Genomic DNA, 16,706 nt, shown 5'->3' on the forward strand with positions numbered 1-16,706 from the left:
ACAGCTGAGTACCCGGGTCCGTAAGGCTGAGTACGTCGACCGATACGGGGCCGGCCCGGTACTGCTGGACTGTCACCATGACCTCCGACACCCGGCGCAACCGCCCGCTCCAGCACGTCACCGACGCGGGCACCGCCCTCGCGGTGGCCGTCGGCCCGCTGGTGCTCGGGGCCCTGCTCGTCCGGTCGGCGGGGGGCGACCCGATGGCCTCCGTCAATGCCCTGATCGCGGGTGGCGGCCAGCGCGCCCGGATCTCCCGCGCCCAACTCCGCACGGGCGCCCGGCTGCGGACGGCCGGCGGGCGCCGGGGCCAGGGCACCCGGCTGAGGTCCGCCGCCACGCTGAGGCCGGTCGCCAGGCTGAAGCCCGTCGCGAGGCCGCGCCGACGGTCCCAGCCGCACCAGGTCGCTCAGCCGCACGCCGGCATCCCGCGCCGCCCGCGGCCCCGTCCCCTCCCCGGTCTCCGCCTCCGGCGACCGGCCGGGGCCAGGGCGGCGTCCGGCACCCCCGTGCGGTCCGGGTCCCCGGCGTACGGCCCGTCCCCCCGGGGGCGTTCCGTGGTCGCCCCGGTGCCGCGCTGGATGGTGACCGTCGCGGAGCCCTTGCGTCGTTCGGCGAAGCCCCGCCCGTAGCGGGGCGCCCGCCATCCGCGAAGCCGCAGCCGGGGACGGGACCCGTACTCAGTCACGCGGCCTGCGTGCCACGAGAAAGGCCTGCGGGGTCTTCTCCTCGGGGTGCGGTGCGCGCACCAGCCGGGCCGATTCGGCGAGGCCCGCGTCGGCGAGGAGTCCCGCCATCCGGTCCGGGGACCAGCGGTACACGTCGAGCGCGACCTCGTGGCCGTAGGCCCGCTCCAGGCGCACCCGCTCGTTCCCCACCTTGAAGGCGACCAGGGCGAGGCCGCCGGGCGCGAGCACTCGCCGGAACTCGGCGAAGGAGGAAGCGAGTTCGGATTCCGGCATGTGCACCGTCGAGTACCAGGAGAGCACTCCGCCGAGCGAGGCGTCCGGCAGGTCGAGCGCGGTCATCGACCCCACCTCGAAGCGCAGCCCCGGATACGTCTGCCGGGCCACCTCGATCATCCCCGGCGAAAGGTCCACGCCGAACACGTCCGCGCCGAGTTCCCGCAGGTGGGAGGTGACCCGGCCGGTGCCGCAGCCGAGATCGCCCACCGTACGGGGGCCTCCGGATGCCTCGACCTCCGCCACGAAGCCGGCCAGCATCGCCCGGTCGAGCGGGGTCTCGTCCAGCTGGTCGCCCAGCAGCCGCTGGTAGGCGACTGCGACGGTGTCGTACGAGCGGCGGGTGGCGGTGATGTGCGCGGCTTCGGTCATGGCGGCACCCTACGGCGATGGCGGTACGCCACGGCGATGGCCGTACGCCAAGGCGGCGGCCGGACCCCACCACCTGGCCGAACCCTGCGGCGTGGGCCTCGCCCCCCCCCGCGGTGTCGGTCGGAGCCGGAATATTTGACCTAGCCCTGACAATCAACCAGGTCGAACGGCCCCGCCGGCTCACCCGCATGAGCGATGATCAGCGCATCCGATGAGGCCCCGGCGCGCAGCCCCGGGCCATGACGAAGGGCACCGAATGGCGAGGCGGCACCCCGTGCGGGACGAGCACCCCACGAGCGGCACGGGGGACGCGGGCGCGTCGCACCGCGCGTCCACGGACGGCACCGGCACCGCCGACGGCGCCGAGAGCGGCGGCGCGCCCGGCATCGGCCGCCGCCGCTTCCTCGGGTACGTCCTCGCCGCCCCCACCCTCACCGTCGCCGCCCAGCTCGGCGCCGGGGCCCTCGCGCCCCGGGAGGCCGCCGCGACGGCCCCGGCGCTCATCCCCTCGCTGCCGGGACCGGCCGAACTCCTCGACCTCAACGAGCTGCTCACCGTCGCCGCTCTGCCCACCAGCAGCCTGATCACCATCCGTCTCGACGCCGACGGCACCGCCCACTTCGCGCTGCCGCGCGCCGAGGTCGGCCAGGGCGTCACCACCTCCAGCGCGATGATCGTCGCGGAGGAGCTCGACCTGCCGCTCGACAAGGTGAAGGTCACCCTCGCCGACGCCCGGCCCGAGCTGCTCTTCAACCAGCTCACCGGCGGCTCCAACACCACGTACTCCACGTACACCCCCATCCGGGTCGCCGCCGCCGTCGCCCGCGGCCGACTCCTCCAGGCCGCCTCCCTCGTCCTCGGGGAGGCCGTCGGGACGCTCACCACCAAGGCGGGCGCGGTCGTCTCGTCGGCCGGGGCCCTGCTCGGCTACGGCGAACTCGCCGCGAAGGCCGCCGCCCTCACCGACACGGCGGTGCACGTGGAGCTGAAGGACCGCGCCGACTTCCGTGTCATCGGCACCGGGCAGCGCCGGGTGGACGCCCTCGAAGCGGTCACCGGCCGCAAGAAGTTCGCCATGGACCTCCAGGTCCCGGACGCCCTGCCCACCATGGTCTGCCGCCCGCCGACCATCAACGGCACCGTCCGCTCCGTCGCCAACCTGGCGGAGGTCCGGGTGCTGCCCGGCATCACCGACGTGGTGACCGTCTCCACCGGGATCGCCGTGCGCGGACGCACCTTCGGCCAGTGCGTCGACGCCGTGCGCGCCCTCCGGGTCGACTGGGGGCCGGGCACCGCCGAGGGCGCCTCCGACGCCACCGTCCTGGAGAAGCTCCGGCGCGCCGAACTCCCCCTGGTGGTCCCGCCGCTGCCCCTCCTCACCAAGGCGGTCGACGCCCGCTTCACCTTCCACTTCGCCAGCAACGCCGCCCTGGAGACCAACTGCGCCGTCGCGGACGTCCGGGCGGACTCCGCGGAGATCTGGGCCTCGCTCAAGGCCCCGATCGTCGCCCAGGAGGAGATCGCCCTGAAGCTCGGCCTGCCGGTCCCCGCCGTGCGCGTCCATGTCACCGAGGGCGGCGGCTCCTTCGGCCGCAAGCTCTTCCACGACGCGGCCCACGAGGCCGCCGAGATCTCCCGGGCCATGGGCAAGCCCGTGAAGCTCATGTGGCACCGCACCGACGACTTCCGCCAGGGCCGTACGCACCCGATGTCCACCTCCCGGGTCCGCGCCACGTACGCGCTCGGCGAGGTCCTGACGTACGAGCAGCGGCACACCTCCGTGGCCACCGACTTCGGGCACGGCATCGGCGAGGTCCTCACGGCGGAGGCGGCCCGGCTGCCCGTCGCCGACCTCACCTTCTCCGAGACGATGTTCCAGCTCACCCAGATCAGCCCCTACCACCTCGGCGTCACCACCCAGCTGCTCGCCGAGACGGACAAGGGCTTCAACACCGGCTCCATGCGCAACATCTACTCGCCCAACGTCCGCTGCGCGCAGGAACTCGTCATCGACGAACTGGCCGGGCGGACGGGGCAGGACCGGTACGCGATGCGGCGCCGGATCCTCAAGGACGCGCGGGCCCGCGCCGTCCTGGACAAGGTCGCCGAGGTGGGGGAGTGGGGCCGGAGCATGCCGGCCGGTACCGGGCAGGGCATCGCGGTCCACACCGAGTACCACTCCGCCGTGGCGATCCTGGCCGAGATCGACTGCCGCCCGGAGACCACCGGGCGGAAGATTCCCGGCGCGTACACCGGCCCGCGTGTGACCAAGGTGGTCTGCGCCGTCGACGTCGGCCTCGCCGTCAACCCGCGCGGTCTGGAGGCCCAGATGATGGGCGGCATCGCCGACGGCATCGCGATCACGCTGACGTCCGGCCTCCACCTGCAGGACGGGCACTTCCTCGAAGGCAGCTGGGACCAGTACTTCTACACCCGGCAGTGGAACACCCCGCCCGAGCTGGAGATCATCGTGATGCCTCCGACCGGCGACAAGCCGGGCGGCGCGGGCGAACTCGCGGTGGCCGGCGCCATGGCCGCCGTCGCCTGCGCGTACGGCCGGGCCACCGGAAAGATGCCGACGGTCTTCCCCGTCAACCACGCCGAGCCGCTCGCCTTCACCCCCCTGCCGACGGTCCCGCCCGTCCCTGCCTCGCCCACCGACGGCCGCGACCGCGCGCTGTAGAGACCTGGAGTCCCCGTGCCGCAGCACACCTTCATCCTGAACGGCAAGGCCGTCACCGCCGATGTCGAGGGCGACGTCCGGCTGCTCTGGGTCCTCCGGGACGTCCTCGGCGTCACCGGACCCAAGTACGGCTGCGGGGTCGGCGTCTGCCGGGCCTGCACCAGCCACCTCAACGGCAAGGCGATCACTCCCTGCGCCGTTCCCGTCGAACAGCTCGCCCCGACCGACGAGATCACCACCATCGAGGGCCTCCCGGACACCGTCGGGCGCGAGCTCCACCCGATGCAGGAGGCCTGGCTCGACCTCGACGTCGCCCAGTGCGGCTACTGCCAGCCGGGCCAGATCATGACCGCGGTGGCCGAGGTCCGCCGGGCCCGGGAGGCCGGCCGCGAGATCGCCGAGGCCGACCTCGACACCATCCGCAACATCTGCCGCTGCGGCACCTACGACCGCATCCGCCGGGCGGTGCTGGAGGGAGCCCGCCGCATGCCCTGACCGGAGGCGTCGGGCCGGGGAACTTCAGGCCGGTGCGGTCAGTTCTTCCCGTACCGTGTCCAGGTACTCCGCCACCGCGTCCCGGTTGCGGGTGAGGCAGCGGATCCGTTCGGTCATCCGGTCCCGCTCGTCCTCCAGGGTGGCCAGCATCTCCGGTGTGGCGTCCGGGAAGTGGATGATCCTGGGCTTGTTCAGACAGGGCAGGATCTGCTTGATGATCCGAGTCGGCAGGCCCGCGTCCAGCAGGCCCCGGATCTGCATCACGCGGTCCACGTTCGAACCGTCGTAGACCCGGTAGCCGTTCGGCTGCCGGTCCGCGACGATGAGACCCTGCTCCTCGTAGTAGCGCAGCAGTCGGCGTGGTGTTCCGGTGCGCTCCGACAGTTCCCCGATCCGCATGGGACGCCCCCTCCCGGGACTCGCTTGACCTTCACATCGATGTGAGGGTTCGAGCATAGGGCCATGGCCAACAACACGACGGCGTCGGCCCGTTCCGACGTCACCTCCACCTCCCCTGCCCCCGCATCCCCGGCCTCCGGCACCCCGCAGTCCTCCGAACGGCTTCCGCTCGCCGCCCTGCTCGCCCTCGCCACCGCCGTCTTCGTCACCAGCCTCACCGAGACCCTGCCCGCCGGCGTCCTGCCCGCCCTGAGCGCCGACCTCGGCGTCGGCGAGGCCGCCGCGGGCCAGGCCGTCACCGTCTACGCCCTCGGCACCGCCCTCACCGCCGTCCCGCTGGCCGCCCGCACCGCCGGCTGGCGCCGCAAGCGGCTGCTGCTCGCCTCGGTCGCCGGATTCGCCGCCGCCAACACCGTCACGGCCGTCTCCGGCTCGTACGCCCTCACCATGGGCGCCCGGTTCCTCGCCGGCGTCGCGGCGGGCGTCGCCTGGGCCCTGCTCGCCGGCTACGCCCGCCGCATCGCCCCGCCGCACCTCCAGGGCCGGGCCGTCGCCGTCGCCATGACCGGCATCCCGCTCGCGCTCTCGCTCGGCGTCCCGGCCGGCACCTTCCTCGCCGAGGCCGTGGGCTGGCGCGTCGCCTTCACCGCCATGACCGTGATCGCCGTCGGGCTGCTCGGCTGGATCGCCCTCGCCGTCCCCGACCTGCCCGGGGTGGAACGCGGCGGGCGCGCCCCCGTCGCCCGGACCCTCAAGGTGCCCGGCGTCCTCCCCGTCCTGGCCGTCACCTTCACCCTCGTCCTGGCCCACACCGTGCTCTACACCTACGTCGCCGCCTATCTGGCGCACCTCGGCCTGGCCGGATCCACCGGCCTCGTCCTGCTGGTCTTCGGCGCCGCCTCGCTCGCCGGGATCTGGTTCACCGGCCGGCACATCGACACCCGGCTCCGGGCCCTGACCCTCGCCGGGACGATCCTCGTCGCCGTGGCGGCAGCCGCGCTCGCCGTACCCGCCGCAAGTACCGCACTCGTCCTGATCGCCGCCGCCCTCTGGGGCTTCGGCTGGGGCGGTGCGCCCACCCTGCTCCAGACGGCCGTCGCCGACGCGGGCGGCGCCCACGCCGACACCGCGCAGACCATGCTGGTCAGCCTCTGGAACGCGGCGATGGCAGCCGGTGGCATCGCCGGCGGCCTCCTGCTCGGCGGCCTCGGCGCAGGCGCCCTGCCCTGGAGCGTGCTCGTGCTCCTCGTGCCGGTCGTCGCGCTCGTGGCCGGGGCCCGCGCCCACGGCTTCCCCGCCCGCCGGTGAGCCCCGGGCCGTGTCCGGAACGCACGAAGGCCCCCACCGCGCCGAGGCGGTGGGGGCCGTCCGCCGTCCGTGGGCCGGGGCCGGGACGGGGGTCACACGGTGCCGGTCAGGCCGTCGGCGGCACCCGGGGCGGGCGCCCCGCGCCCCGTGTCAGCACGTACCCGCCGATGCCCGCGAGCGCCGCGAGCACACCGCCCGCGGCGGTCCACAGCCAGCGGTCCGACCACCAGCCGGAGGACCAGCCGTCCTCCGGGGCCGCCGCCTCGACGGCCGTCTTCCGGCCGGCGTCGGTCTCGGCCTCCGCCAGTTCGGCGGTGGTCGCCCCGGGCACCAGCGGGGCGGCGAGGGACCCGTCCGTGGCGTAGGCGCCGCCCTTGTCGAGGGTGTTCACCCCGATCCTCGCGGTGAACGGCTGCCCGAGGTCGTCGTCCGGCAGTGTGCTCACGGTCAGCCGCACGTAGTAGCTGCCGGGCAGCGGGTCGTTCGCCCAGGCGTCGGCCGAGGCACGCACCGGCCGCAGCACACAGGCGAGCTCCACGGTCGTGGCGTCCTTGGCGGCCGTACGCGACTGGGTCCCGTACATGCACGGCTGGCGCCGCCGGAGCCCGTCGTACACGTCGACCCGCCAGGTCGCGGAACCGTGCCGCAGGGCCGCGTCAGGCAGTGTCACGGTCGCGTTGACCGTCGGCCGCTGCCCGGTGTCCGCGGGGAACACCCAGTACAGGTAGTCACCCGTGGCCGCCTGCGCCGTGGCCTGCTGGCCCGGGAGGAAGCGCGCGGCGGTACGGAAGGTGGTGCCGGCCTCGGTCGGCCCGGCCGTCGAACCGGTGTCCGCGCTCGGGTCCGCCGTGGCGGAGGGGGAGTCGGCCAGGGCCGCCGGAGCGGCGAGGCCGAGCAGTGCCGCGCCCGTGAGCGCGGCCGTGGCGAGGGTGCGTACGGTACGCATCAGTGGGTCCTCCAGACCGCGAGGCGCCAGCGGGACAGCCAGCCCCAGATCAGACCGGCGAGGAAGCCGGCGACGATCAGCCCGCCGAGCAGCCACCAGCCGCGGCCGAGACCGAAGGACGCGACGTCCGACGCGGCCGAGGGCCCGTCGACGACGTCCACCGTCAGCTCGATCGGCATGCCCGGCGTCGTCTTGACCGACGCGGGCGCCGAGAACGAGTTGCTGACCTGGAGACAGACCGTCTCCGCCGCCGGCTTGGCGTCCCCGGGCCCGTCGTCGAGGTCCGGCTTCGGATAGCGCAGCCCCGTCGATATCACGTCGGTGCGCCCGTCACCGGCCTCGGAGCCGCGGACGATCTCCCGCCCGTGCAGGGTGACCGCGCGCAGCAGCACCCCGTAGTCGTTGTTGACGGCACGGTCGGCCGAGACGCTGACGGAGGCGCGCAGTTCCTGACCGGGCAGCAGGTCCACCCGGTACCAGCGGTGCTGGCCGAAGGACTCACGGTCGGTGTACAGACCGGGCTTGAGCTGCGGCGCGTCGACGCACCGCGCCGCACCGTCGGTGGCCACCGGGGTGACGACCGGGTCGGCGGCACGGTCGACGAGCTGACGCACCCGGCGGGACAGGTCCTCGGTGCGGTGGACCGAGGTGTACGTGCCTCCGGTCGCCTCCGCGATGCAGGTCAGCTGCGCCCGGGTCTTGGCGTCCGGTACCAGGCCCAGGGTGTCGATGACGAGGTGGATGCCCTTCGCCGCGATCTCCCGTGCCACCTGGCAGGGGTCGAGCGGGGCGCAGGTGTCCTCGCCGTCCGTGATGAGCACGATCCGGCGGGTGGCGTCACCGCCCTCCAGGTCCTGCGCCGCGCCCAGCAGCGCCGGACCGATCGGGGTCCAGCCCGTCGGGGCGAGGGTCGCGACGGCGGTCTTGGCCTCGGTGCGGTTCAGCGGCCCCACCGGGTACAGCTGACGGGTGTCCTTGCAGCCCCGCTTCCGGTCCTGCCCCGGGTAGTCGGCGCCCAGCGTACGGATGCCGAGCTGCACCTCCTCGGGCACCGCGTCGAGGACCTCGTTGAAGGCCTGCTTGGCCGCGGCCATCCGGGATTTGCCGTCGATGTCCTTGGCCCGCATGGAGCCGCTCACGTCGAGGACCAGCTCGACCTTGGGGGATTCCTTCGCCACCGGCTCGTCGGCGGTCGCGCTCGTCGGCAGGAGCGCGACGCTCAGGGCGGCGAGCAGCGCGCAGGCCCCGGTCGCCAGCCGTTTTCTCGTGATCATCGCCGGATCGTATTGATGATCGTCCGACAAACCAAAACCGGGGTGGGGTGAGAGGTCACACCGTCCTCGTCGCCGGTGATCAGACACCCGCAGGACCGGCCGTAGTACGCGTACTGCCCCGCGTCGTTCAGCTGTCCGGCCTGGATGTGCGGTTCGCGGGTCGGGACCGCACTTTCCGTCCGTCCCACTCGTTCGGCGGACTCGCCGCGCGGCGGGCAGGTGGCGCTCGTAGCGTCGGTCGGGACGAGACTCGCCCACAGAACCGCGGAGGGTTCCCTGTCGATCACTGTCGAGCCGGACGAGGGTGCCGATCGCAGCCGGGGCCGCCCGCGTCAGGTGACCAGTTGGTAGATGCTCGCGCCCGTCACCCACAGGCCGGCGAGCAGGGAGAGCGTGACGATCAGCTGCTCCTGGTGTTGTTCCAGCCAGCTTCGCAGCGCGTTCAGCCGGGCTTCCGCGGCCGCGGGTGCCCAGACCACGTACATCTCCATGACGATGAGGCTGAGGGTGGCCAGCAGGCAGTAGCCGGTCAGCGCGAACCAGTCGCCCGAGGTGGAGAGGTTCGCCTCGAGCGCCGTCGCGGCGCCGGCGCCGACCAGTCCCCAGGGCTGCAGCAACCACGCCAGGCCGGCTGCCGTGACCCAGGAGGCGTTGTCGATCCGGGCGGTCCAGCGCGGTGGGCCGTGCGGGCGGGGCGGCCTGCGCTGCCGGTGCGCGCCATACAGCACCAGCGCCAGGCCGATGGCGAGTTTCGCGGCGATCGCGGCGGTCGAGGGCGCGCTGTGGCGGGCCGGGGGCTGTCCGCCGGTCAGCAGCACCACGACGGCGATCACGGCGATCAGGTTGGCCAGCCACGACAACAGGAACGCCAGGCCCTGACGGACGCCGCGTCGCGATGAGAGCAGCAGGATGAAGGCGCTGTTGTGCAGAGGCCCCAGGGTGATGGCCGTACCGATCACCACCAGGTCGAGCACCATCGGACCAGTCGCTCCTGAGCGTCAGGGCTGTCCGCCACCCATGGACTGGGCACCGGTCGGCGAGGGGATGCGGCGCTGCTACGGCGCCGCATCCAGACTGTGCATGCGGCGACCTGACGGGTCAAGCAGGCCACGCCCATGAAGCCCTGCCGGTCCGTTTGGAAACGCATGCGGAGTCGGGTGGGCGTGTCTTGGCGGGCGAAGCCGCGACCGCCCTGCAAGGTGGCCGATAAGTCGGAGTTCTCGGGGCTCTTCCGCCACAGGAGGCGCAGGCTCATGCTGGGTCCGTCGCTGACCGCTTCTTGCCCGGTGTGGGCGTACTGGCTGCTGCCGATGGATCGGCGCGTGGACAGTGGTACGGCTCCGGGCCCGGCTGTCGGTCTGTTGCCGGTGAGTGGCCTGATCGTCCGGCAGACCTACGCGATCACCCGCGGCCCGTACTCCCGACTGAAGGCCGAGGCGCTCGCCCTGGTCGGCCCGTTGCTCGTCCTGGTCGAGGAGACCCGGCGCCAAGGAGGCGAGACGCTTGTCGGTCGATAGTTCACCCAGCACGGCCGGGAGCCCTCCTCGGGACCCGTTCGCTCTGGTCAGGAGCAAGGATTACGTGAGGCTGTTGGTCTTCGCGGCAGTTCTCGGGGTGCCGATCTCCGCGGCGGCCTACGGCTTTCTCGCCCTGATCTCCGAACTCCAGTCGCTGACCTACACCCATCTGCCGAAGGGGCTGGGGTTCGAAAGGACCCCGCCGTGGTGGCCGCTGCCACTGCTCGGCGTTGCCGGCCTGCTGGTGGGGGCGACCATCCGCTACCTCCCCGGTGCAGGCGGCCATCGGCCGGCCGAAGGTCTGGCCGCCACCGGCGCCCCTACGGCGAGCGAGCTTCCCGGTATCTTCCTCGCGGCTCTGGCAACGCTCGCCCTCGGGGCTGTCCTCGGCCCGGAGGCACCGCTCATCGCGCTGGGCAGTGGGCTGGCCATCTGGGTCGTGCGGTTGGTCAAGAGGGACATTCCGAAGCAGGCGGCGCAGGTGACCGGCGCAGCCGGCAGTTTCGCGGCCATCAGTACGCTGCTCGGTTCGCCCCTGCTCGGTGCGTTCCTCCTGATGGAGGCCACAGGGCTCGGCGGGCCGATGCTCGGGCTGGTGCTCCTGCCGGGGCTGCTCGCCTCCGGCGTCGGTGCGCTCATCTTCATCGGCCTCGACAGCTGGACCGGCCTCGGCACATACTCCCTGGCACTGCCGGACGTGCCCCACGCCGACGCCCCGGACGTCTCCGAATTCGCCTGGGCACTTGTCATCGGGCTCGCGGCCGCGCTCCTCGGCACCGCCCTCCGACGGGGCGCCCTGTGGCTGCAGCGGCATGTCGAGGAACGCAGGATCCGGGCCACCGTGGTGCTGGGCCTGCTGGTCGCTGCGCTTGCCATCGCCTACGCCGAAGGCACCGGCAAGTCAGCGACCGACGTGCTGTACTCCGGGCAGGATGCCCTGGGACCGCTGCTCACCGACAGCGCCGACTACTCCGTGGGCGCCCTGACCTTGCTCGTCGCGTGCAAGGCGCTGGCCTACTGCGCCTCACTGAGCGCCTTCCGGGGCGGCCCGATCTTCCCCGCGATGTTCCTCGGCGCAGCAGGCGGGATCGCGCTCTCCCACCTTCCCGGGCTGGACATCACGCCCGGACTGGCGATGGGCATCGGGGCCATGTCGGCGGCGATGCTCAGGCTTCCGTTGACTTCGGTGCTGCTGGCCACGCTGCTGCTGGGGTCGCACGGACTTACCGTCATGCCCGTGGTGATCGTCTCGGTCGTGGTCGCGTACGTCGCCACGCTCAGGCTGACGCCGCCTCCGGCCGGCCCGCCGACCCTCGGCACGCCGATGGATCCGGCCTCGACGGGCCGGACACACACCTGAAGGAGCGCGCCTCGGCCGGCCATCGCGGCCACCGGCTGAGGCTCGGCACCGGTCGGCTCGCGTGTTCCTGGTTCCAGAGGGCTTGGGCAGCTCGGTGAGAGCGAGTGAAGCGGCGGCGGGAGTCGGCTCAGGCCGTCGCCCCGAGTCTGCCGTCAGTGGTGGAAGCCGACGCGGTCCGAGTCGTGCGGGGGCTTGTCGCCGAGGTGTTTGATCGCCCTGCGCATGTCTTCGGCGAGGAGCTCGATCGCGTCCCGGTCGATGCCGTGCCGCACGAGTACGCGCTGGATCACGGTCTCCTGCCGATCCGGCGGGAGTGGGTAGGACGGGACCTGCCAACCGCGCATGCGGAGCTGGTCGGACAAGTCGTACAGGCTCCAGCCGACCGAGCTCGGGTCGGTCAGTGTCCAGGAGACGGCGGGAAGTGCTCCGAGGCCGTCGTAGAGCAGGGTGAAGGGGCCCATCTCCTCGACGTGCCGGGCCAGATGCTGAGCGGTGTCGGCGCATGCCTGGTAGACGCGCCGGTATCCCTCACGGCCCAGGCGCAGGAACATGAAGTACTGGGCGACGACCTGGCCGCCGGGGCGGGAGAAGTTCAGGGCGAGGGTGGGCATGTCGCCGCCGAGGTAGTCGACGTGGAAGACCAGGTCGTCCGGCAGGGCTGCCTTGTCGCGCCACAGGGCCCAGCCCACGCCGAGCGGGGCCATACCGTACTTGTGGCCGGAGGCGTTGATCGAAGCGACCCGGGGCAGGCGGAAGTCCCACTGAAGGTCGGGGTGAAGGAAGGGGGCGATGAACCCGCCGGACGCCGCGTCGACGTGCAGGGGGACATCGAGACCGGTCTCCGCCTGGATGCGGTCGAGTTCGGCCGCGATCTCCGCCACCGGCTCGTAGGTGCAGGTGTAGGTCACCCCGAGGATCGCCACGACGCCGATGGTGTTCTCGTCCACGTGGTCGCGCAGCTGATGGGCTTGCAGTCCGGTCGCGCCCTGCTCCACCGGCACTTGGCGCAGTTCGACATCGAAGTAGCGGGCGAACTTCTCCCAGCACACCTGCACCGGCCCGCACACCAGGTTCGGCCGGTCGGTCGGCTGCCCGGCGGCGCGCCTACGATCGCGCCACCGCCACTTCAGGGCGAGGCCGCACAGCATGGCGGCCTCACTGGATCCGGTGGTGGAGCACCCCACGGCCGGTGCGGACCCGTCGGAGGTGGCGGGCGCGTGCCACAGGCCGGCGAGGATGTTGACACACCGGGACTCGATCTCGGCGGTCTGCGGGTATTCGTCCTTGTCGACGATGTTCTTGTCGAGACACAGGTCCATCAGGCGGCGGACCTCGTCGTCGGTCCATGTGGTGCAGAACGTGGCGAGGTTCTGTGCCGCGTTGCCGTCGAGCAGCAGCTCGTTGCGCAGCAACTGGTAGACGACCTTGGGGGGCGCCGGCAGATCCGGCATGGCTCGCTTGGACAAGGGCTTCTCGCTGAGCGGCGACGTGAAGATGTCGGCAGCCGATTCGGCGGCCGTCTCCCTGGCGTTGTGCAGAGCCACTGTTGGCACCTCTCGCATCGTCCTACCGTGTCCCTCGGAGGCTATGGGCGGGCACCGGGGTCCGACAGCGGGCGTCGTCCACCCGGGGGTATTCACGGGGAGACGGCAGGGTGAATGTCGGCCCGGGGTGCCGCGCGGCGCGTTCGCGTACAACGCGAACGGGGCACACTCCGGCTCCATGATCGTTCTGGGGGTCAAGGCACCTCGCGACACGATCCGCATCGCAACTCCTCCTCGGTCGCGGTGCGTGAACGGACCGTCGTTCCTGGTCCGGCAGGGAGATGCGCTGCGCCTCTGTGTCTGTCGTGACGCCCGTGTCCAACTCGGCAGCCACCCTCGGCGCAGCCGTCCGAACGGTGCTCACGCAGACCAACGTGGACCACCGCGCGATGCCGGTCCGAGACCTGGCCTTCTGGTGGTGGGTGGCGATGGCGCGCGACGGTCCTGATCGGGTGTCCTGCGGACTGTGTGCGGACTGCTGCCGGCTTGACGGCAGCTCTTTGATCACGGACTCGGTCGTCCCCCCGCTGACGAATGCCGAGCCCCGGTCATCGGCTCGGAGGGGTGATGTCGGGCCAGGTCTTCAGCTCCACCCCGCGAAGGGGGAGGTCCAGTCGTGACAGCGCCGCCCAGGTGACTACAGGAACTCGGGGGAGGAGTGGCGCGGCTGCGCGGCGCGTCCACTTCTATCCTGGAACCGCAGCAGACTCACGGTCGGCACGGAGGCGGAGAGCGCATGAGGAAACCGCGGATCGACTACGCGGCGGTCTTCCACGCCCTGCCGGGCATGGTGGCTCTGCTCACCCCTGACCTGGTGTACGCCGACGCCAACGAAGACTTCCTCCGGCTGGCCGGGCGCACCCGCGAGCAGTTGCTGGGCCGCTACATCTTCGACGTCTTCCCCGAGAACCCCAACGACCCGGCCGCGGCCGGCAAGCGCGAGACCCAGGCGTCGATGCTGCGCGTGGTGGCCACAGGCGAGCGCGACACCATGGCGCTGCTGCGCTATGACATCGAGGACCGCGAGCGGCCCGGTCATTGGGTGGAGCACTTCTGGAGCCCCGTCAACGCACCCGTACTCGGCCCGGACGGCAGAGTGTTGCTGCTCGTGCACCGGGTGGAGGAGGTCACCGAGCTCATCCACGCCCGCCGCGGCGCGGACCGTGACAGCAGCCGGGCCCGCGTGCTGGAGGCCGAGCTCTACACCCGCTCCCGTGAACTGCTGGAAGTCAACGAGCGCCTGCGCCGGGCTCATGCGCGCGATCGTGAGATCGCCCTGGCTCTGCAGGACGCGATGCTGCCCGCCCCCACGCCGGTCGGGCGCCACCGGGCAGCTGTCCGGTACCGGCCCGCCGTCGGTGCCCTGAACGTGTGCGGCGACTGGTATGACCTGGTCGACCTGCCCGGCGACCGCATCGCGGTCGCTGTCGGCGACGTCGTCGGCCACGGCCTTGAGGCTGCCTGCGTCATGGGGCAGCTGCGGAGCGCGCTGAGCGCGGCGGCGCGAGTCGCCGACGGCCCCGCCCGCGCCCTGGAGGCCCTGGGGCTGTACGCCCGGCATGTCGACGGTGCCGAGTCGACCACGGTGGTGAAGACCTTCATCGACTGGGACACCCACACCCTCACGTACAGCAGCGCGGGCCATCCGCCGCCCGCCCTGCTGCACCGTGACGGCACCGTGATCTTTCTCGACCAGGCGACCGATCCGCCTCTCGGCGCACGCCCCGAACACGTCCCGCGGCCGGAGGCCACGACGGCCTTCGCCGACGGGTCCACCCTGGTCCTGTACACCGACGGTCTGGTCGAGCGCCGTCGCGAGGGCATCGACCTCGGCCTGGCCCGTCTCGCCGACTCCCTCGTCCGCCATGGGCAGGCCGGCCCCGAGGCCCTCGCCGACGCCCTCCTGGCCGACCTCCTCCCGTCCACCGGAAGCACCGACGACACGGCGCTGGTCATCATCCGCCTGTGACCCAGGCCGTCGACTTCCGGAGCCGTGCCGCGACAGAGACGCGGATCGCATTCCCGCCGTTCGACGCACGGCGCCCAGATGGCGAAGGCGTACAGCGCGATCACAGTGAGCGACCAGAACGGTTCGTACGGGATCGGCAGGAAGTCGGCGATGAACAGCAGGACGCCGGCGAGCGTCGTCAGTCCAGTCCGCCTGCCGCCGCTTCGGATGTGTGCGAGCGGTTAAGGGCCGTGCCATGGGCCTTCCTCGCTTCGTCGGTGCGACGCGGCTGCCAACGCTGCTTCTTCGGGCGTGTGACGTGGCCGGGAGGGGTGATCACCCGTGGAGGGTGAGGTTCACGGGCCGGATCGCTGGTGCTCTGAAAGCCCGAGGGCTGGAGGGCTGGAGGGCCGGAGATGAGCGGTGAAGCATGGACAGGTGTGGCGGTAGCGGGCGTCACCGCCGCGTACGCGCTGGGCTCCCGTCGGTTGGCCTCGACACCGGTGTCGTCCGCGATGGTGTTCGTCGGCTGCGGGGTACTCCTGGGGCCCGCCGTGTTCGGCATCGTCGATCTGGGGCACAGTGCCGGGCAGATCCTCACTCTGCTCGAAGCCGCTCTCGCCCTGGTCCTGTTCACCGATGCCATGACCGTGCGCCCACGGGACCTGCGATCCGGCGGCTTCCTGCCGGGCCGGCTTCTCGGCATCGGACTGGCGTTGAGCATCGGCGCGGGCTGGCTGCTGGCGTGGCCCCTGCTTCCCGGGCTGACCGCCTGGGAGCTCGCACTGGTCGGCGCCGTCCTCGCTCCGACGGATGCGGCCCTCGGCAAGACCGCCATGACCAGCCCAAAGGTCCCGGCCCTCGTGCGGCAGGGGCTCAATGTGGAGAGCGGCCTGAACGACGGCATGGTACTGCCGTTCTTCGTCCTCTTCCTGGCGGGCATTCCAGGCACGACCGCCGCTGAGGAGGGGGCGGCGGGCGTCTTCTGGCGCGCGCTCGTGCTGAGCACAGTGCTGGGCCTGTCGGTCGGCGCGGGCGGAGGCCGGTTGCTGGGTGTGGCGCGGCTACGGGGGTGGGTCTCGCGGGAGTGGGAGCAGCTCTTCGTCCCGGCTGTCGCGGCGGCGTCGTACGGACTGGGCGTCCTGGTGGACGGCAGCGGCTTCATCGCCGCCTGGGTCGCGGGCTTCGCCTTCGGTCTCACCCTGCGCCGCTTCCCGGCCGCATCAGGGGCGGACACCGGTTCGCAGGAGGGATTCGGCCGCAGCGCCGACTTCACCGAGCACCTCGGCGGGCTCCTGGCCTCGATCAGCCTGCTTGTCTTCGGCGCGGTACTCCTCGGTCCGACTCTCCAGGACGTGAGCTGGCGGATCGTCGCCTACGGGGTGCTCAGCCTGACCGTCGTCCGGATGCTTCCGGTGGCCGTCGCGCTCGCCGGCAGCGGGCTCCGGCTGCCCACGTTGGCGTACATCGGGTGGTTCGGGCCGCGCGGTCTGGCGTCCGTCGTGCTGGGGCTGCTCGTGGTGGAGGAGCACGTCCCCGGTGTGGGGTTGCTGGGCAGGGTGGTCGCGGTCACCGTCGGCCTGAGCGTCCTTCTCCACGGTGTCTCGGCCGTCGCCCTCGCCGACCGGTACGGCCGCTGGATCGGGAAGACCACGGCCACGGGCCGGGAACTGCGCGAGGGGACGCCCATCCCCGAGGCCGCCCAGCGGCGCCTCACCGCCCGATGACGTCGTACACGTGCTCCGCGGGGCGGGTTGCCGCTCCAGGGTCCTGTCACCCGTAGGGGGTGACGCAAGGCGAGCCGTCCCTGGTGATGCTGGAGGGGCACCGTGTGAGGATTCGGGGCAGCGAGGAGAATCGTCATGGCCAAGCCCTTCAAGGGGCAGATCGCCCTGGAC

The 16,706-nt window shown here is 72.3% G+C and carries 14 protein-coding genes and 2 pseudogenes; 8 read left to right on the top strand and 8 right to left on the bottom strand.

Going from position 1 to position 16,706, the window contains the following annotated elements:
- The first annotated feature begins 77 nt into the window (after positions 1 to 77).
- Complete coding sequence (locus ABT154_RS08190) at positions 78 to 632, top strand: hypothetical protein (RefSeq protein WP_351854411.1); 555 nt, start codon at positions 78 to 80, stop codon at positions 630 to 632.
- Between the two features lie 48 nt (positions 633 to 680).
- Here the strand turns inward: ABT154_RS08190 and ABT154_RS08195 are convergent, their stop codons facing one another.
- Positions 681 to 1,334, bottom strand: a complete 654-nt coding sequence (locus ABT154_RS08195) for a class I SAM-dependent methyltransferase (protein WP_351854414.1) — start codon at positions 1,332 to 1,334, stop codon at positions 681 to 683.
- A gap of 256 nt (positions 1,335 to 1,590) precedes the next feature.
- On the opposite strand from ABT154_RS08195, the gene ABT154_RS08200 reads away from it, so the two are divergent.
- Together ABT154_RS08200 and ABT154_RS08205 are read left to right on the top strand one after the other, a co-directional pair.
- Positions 1,591 to 4,017, top strand: coding sequence for a molybdopterin cofactor-binding domain-containing protein (locus tag ABT154_RS08200; RefSeq protein ID WP_351854416.1), 2,427 nt, complete (start codon positions 1,591 to 1,593; stop codon positions 4,015 to 4,017).
- A gap of 15 nt (positions 4,018 to 4,032) precedes the next feature.
- On the top strand, positions 4,033 to 4,512 hold the full coding sequence (locus tag ABT154_RS08205; RefSeq protein ID WP_351854419.1) for a (2Fe-2S)-binding protein: 480 nt from the start codon (positions 4,033 to 4,035) through the stop codon (positions 4,510 to 4,512).
- 24 nt (positions 4,513 to 4,536) lie between these two features.
- On the opposite strand, the gene ABT154_RS08210 is transcribed toward ABT154_RS08205, so the two are convergent.
- The gene (locus ABT154_RS08210; protein WP_351854422.1) at positions 4,537 to 4,911 is read right to left on the bottom strand and encodes a MerR family transcriptional regulator; all 375 of its coding nucleotides are present in this window, start codon (positions 4,909 to 4,911) and stop codon (positions 4,537 to 4,539) included.
- A gap of 63 nt (positions 4,912 to 4,974) precedes the next feature.
- On the opposite strand from ABT154_RS08210, the gene ABT154_RS08215 reads away from it, so the two are divergent.
- A complete protein-coding gene (locus tag ABT154_RS08215; RefSeq protein ID WP_351854425.1) occupies positions 4,975 to 6,219 on the top strand; it encodes an MFS transporter in 1,245 nt (414 codons plus the stop codon).
- 106 nt (positions 6,220 to 6,325) lie between these two features.
- Here the strand turns inward: ABT154_RS08215 and ABT154_RS08220 are convergent, their stop codons facing one another.
- The 4 genes and pseudogenes from ABT154_RS08220 to ABT154_RS08235 form a co-directional block, all read right to left on the bottom strand.
- Positions 6,326 to 7,165, bottom strand: coding sequence for a hypothetical protein (locus ABT154_RS08220; protein ID WP_351854427.1), 840 nt, complete (start codon positions 7,163 to 7,165; stop codon positions 6,326 to 6,328).
- Complete coding sequence (locus ABT154_RS08225) at positions 7,165 to 8,439, bottom strand: VWA domain-containing protein (RefSeq protein ID WP_351854430.1); 1,275 nt, start codon at positions 8,437 to 8,439, stop codon at positions 7,165 to 7,167. The genes ABT154_RS08220 and ABT154_RS08225 overlap by 1 nt, the downstream gene beginning before the upstream one ends.
- A gap of 56 nt (positions 8,440 to 8,495) precedes the next feature.
- A pseudogene (locus ABT154_RS08230) lies at positions 8,496 to 8,570 on the bottom strand (flavodoxin family protein); the annotation flags it as partial.
- 201 nt (positions 8,571 to 8,771) lie between these two features.
- Complete coding sequence (locus ABT154_RS08235; RefSeq protein WP_351854433.1) at positions 8,772 to 9,416, bottom strand: GAP family protein; 645 nt, start codon at positions 9,414 to 9,416, stop codon at positions 8,772 to 8,774.
- A 345-nt stretch (positions 9,417 to 9,761) separates the two neighbouring features.
- Between ABT154_RS08235 and ABT154_RS08240 the strand changes: the two genes are divergently transcribed.
- Both ABT154_RS08240 and ABT154_RS08245 read left to right on the top strand, forming a co-directional pair.
- Positions 9,762 to 9,956 carry a hypothetical protein gene (locus ABT154_RS08240; protein ID WP_351854435.1) on the top strand — a complete coding sequence of 65 codons (195 nt, stop codon included), beginning with the start codon at positions 9,762 to 9,764 and terminating at the stop codon, positions 9,954 to 9,956.
- Positions 9,957 to 10,020: 64 nt separating this feature from the next.
- Positions 10,021 to 11,316: a chloride channel protein gene (locus tag ABT154_RS08245; RefSeq protein ID WP_502969465.1), complete on the top strand. Its 1,296-nt coding sequence runs from the start codon at positions 10,021 to 10,023 to the stop codon at positions 11,314 to 11,316.
- Positions 11,317 to 11,468: 152 nt separating this feature from the next.
- On the opposite strand, the gene gad is transcribed toward ABT154_RS08245, so the two are convergent.
- Positions 11,469 to 12,860 carry a glutamate decarboxylase gene (gene gad / locus ABT154_RS08250; protein WP_502969466.1) on the bottom strand — a complete coding sequence of 464 codons (1,392 nt, stop codon included), beginning with the start codon at positions 12,858 to 12,860 and terminating at the stop codon, positions 11,469 to 11,471.
- 736 nt (positions 12,861 to 13,596) lie between these two features.
- Here gad and ABT154_RS08255 point away from each other — a divergent pair.
- On the top strand, positions 13,597 to 14,829 hold the full coding sequence (locus tag ABT154_RS08255) for a PP2C family protein-serine/threonine phosphatase (protein ID WP_351854442.1): 1,233 nt from the start codon (positions 13,597 to 13,599) through the stop codon (positions 14,827 to 14,829).
- 68 nt (positions 14,830 to 14,897) lie between these two features.
- Here the strand turns inward: ABT154_RS08255 and ABT154_RS33915 are convergent.
- Positions 14,898 to 15,038, bottom strand: a pseudogene (locus tag ABT154_RS33915) (DUF7144 family membrane protein); the annotation flags it as partial.
- Between the two features lie 186 nt (positions 15,039 to 15,224).
- On the opposite strand from ABT154_RS33915, the gene ABT154_RS08260 reads away from it, so the two are divergent.
- Complete coding sequence (locus tag ABT154_RS08260) at positions 15,225 to 16,535, top strand: cation:proton antiporter (RefSeq protein WP_351854445.1); 1,311 nt, start codon at positions 15,225 to 15,227, stop codon at positions 16,533 to 16,535.
- Positions 16,536 to 16,706 lie beyond the last annotated feature (171 nt).

It is taken from the genome of Streptomyces sp. NPDC001728 (assembly GCF_040297565.1).
Classification (GTDB): Bacteria; Actinomycetota; Actinomycetes; order Streptomycetales; family Streptomycetaceae; genus Streptomyces.

Bases quoted from the DNA above. Each gene is read 5' to 3' on its own strand.
- ABT154_RS08190 (WP_351854411.1), top strand. From the start codon at position 78: ATGACCTCCGACACCCGGCGCAACCGCCCGCTCCAGCACGTCACCGAC.
- ABT154_RS08195 (WP_351854414.1), bottom strand. From the start codon at position 1,334: ATGACCGAAGCCGCGCACATCACCGCCACCCGCCGCTCGTACGACACC.
- ABT154_RS08200 (WP_351854416.1), top strand. From the start codon at position 1,591: ATGGCGAGGCGGCACCCCGTGCGGGACGAGCACCCCACGAGCGGCACG.
- ABT154_RS08210 (WP_351854422.1), bottom strand. From the start codon at position 4,911: ATGCGGATCGGGGAACTGTCGGAGCGCACCGGAACACCACGCCGACTG.
- ABT154_RS08215 (WP_351854425.1), top strand. From the start codon at position 4,975: ATGGCCAACAACACGACGGCGTCGGCCCGTTCCGACGTCACCTCCACC.
- ABT154_RS08220 (WP_351854427.1), bottom strand. From the start codon at position 7,165: ATGCGTACCGTACGCACCCTCGCCACGGCCGCGCTCACGGGCGCGGCA.
- ABT154_RS08225 (WP_351854430.1), bottom strand. From the start codon at position 8,439: ATGATCACGAGAAAACGGCTGGCGACCGGGGCCTGCGCGCTGCTCGCC.
- ABT154_RS08235 (WP_351854433.1), bottom strand. From the start codon at position 9,416: ATGGTGCTCGACCTGGTGGTGATCGGTACGGCCATCACCCTGGGGCCT.
- ABT154_RS08255 (WP_351854442.1), top strand. From the start codon at position 13,597: ATGAGGAAACCGCGGATCGACTACGCGGCGGTCTTCCACGCCCTGCCG.
- ABT154_RS08260 (WP_351854445.1), top strand. From the start codon at position 15,225: ATGAGCGGTGAAGCATGGACAGGTGTGGCGGTAGCGGGCGTCACCGCC.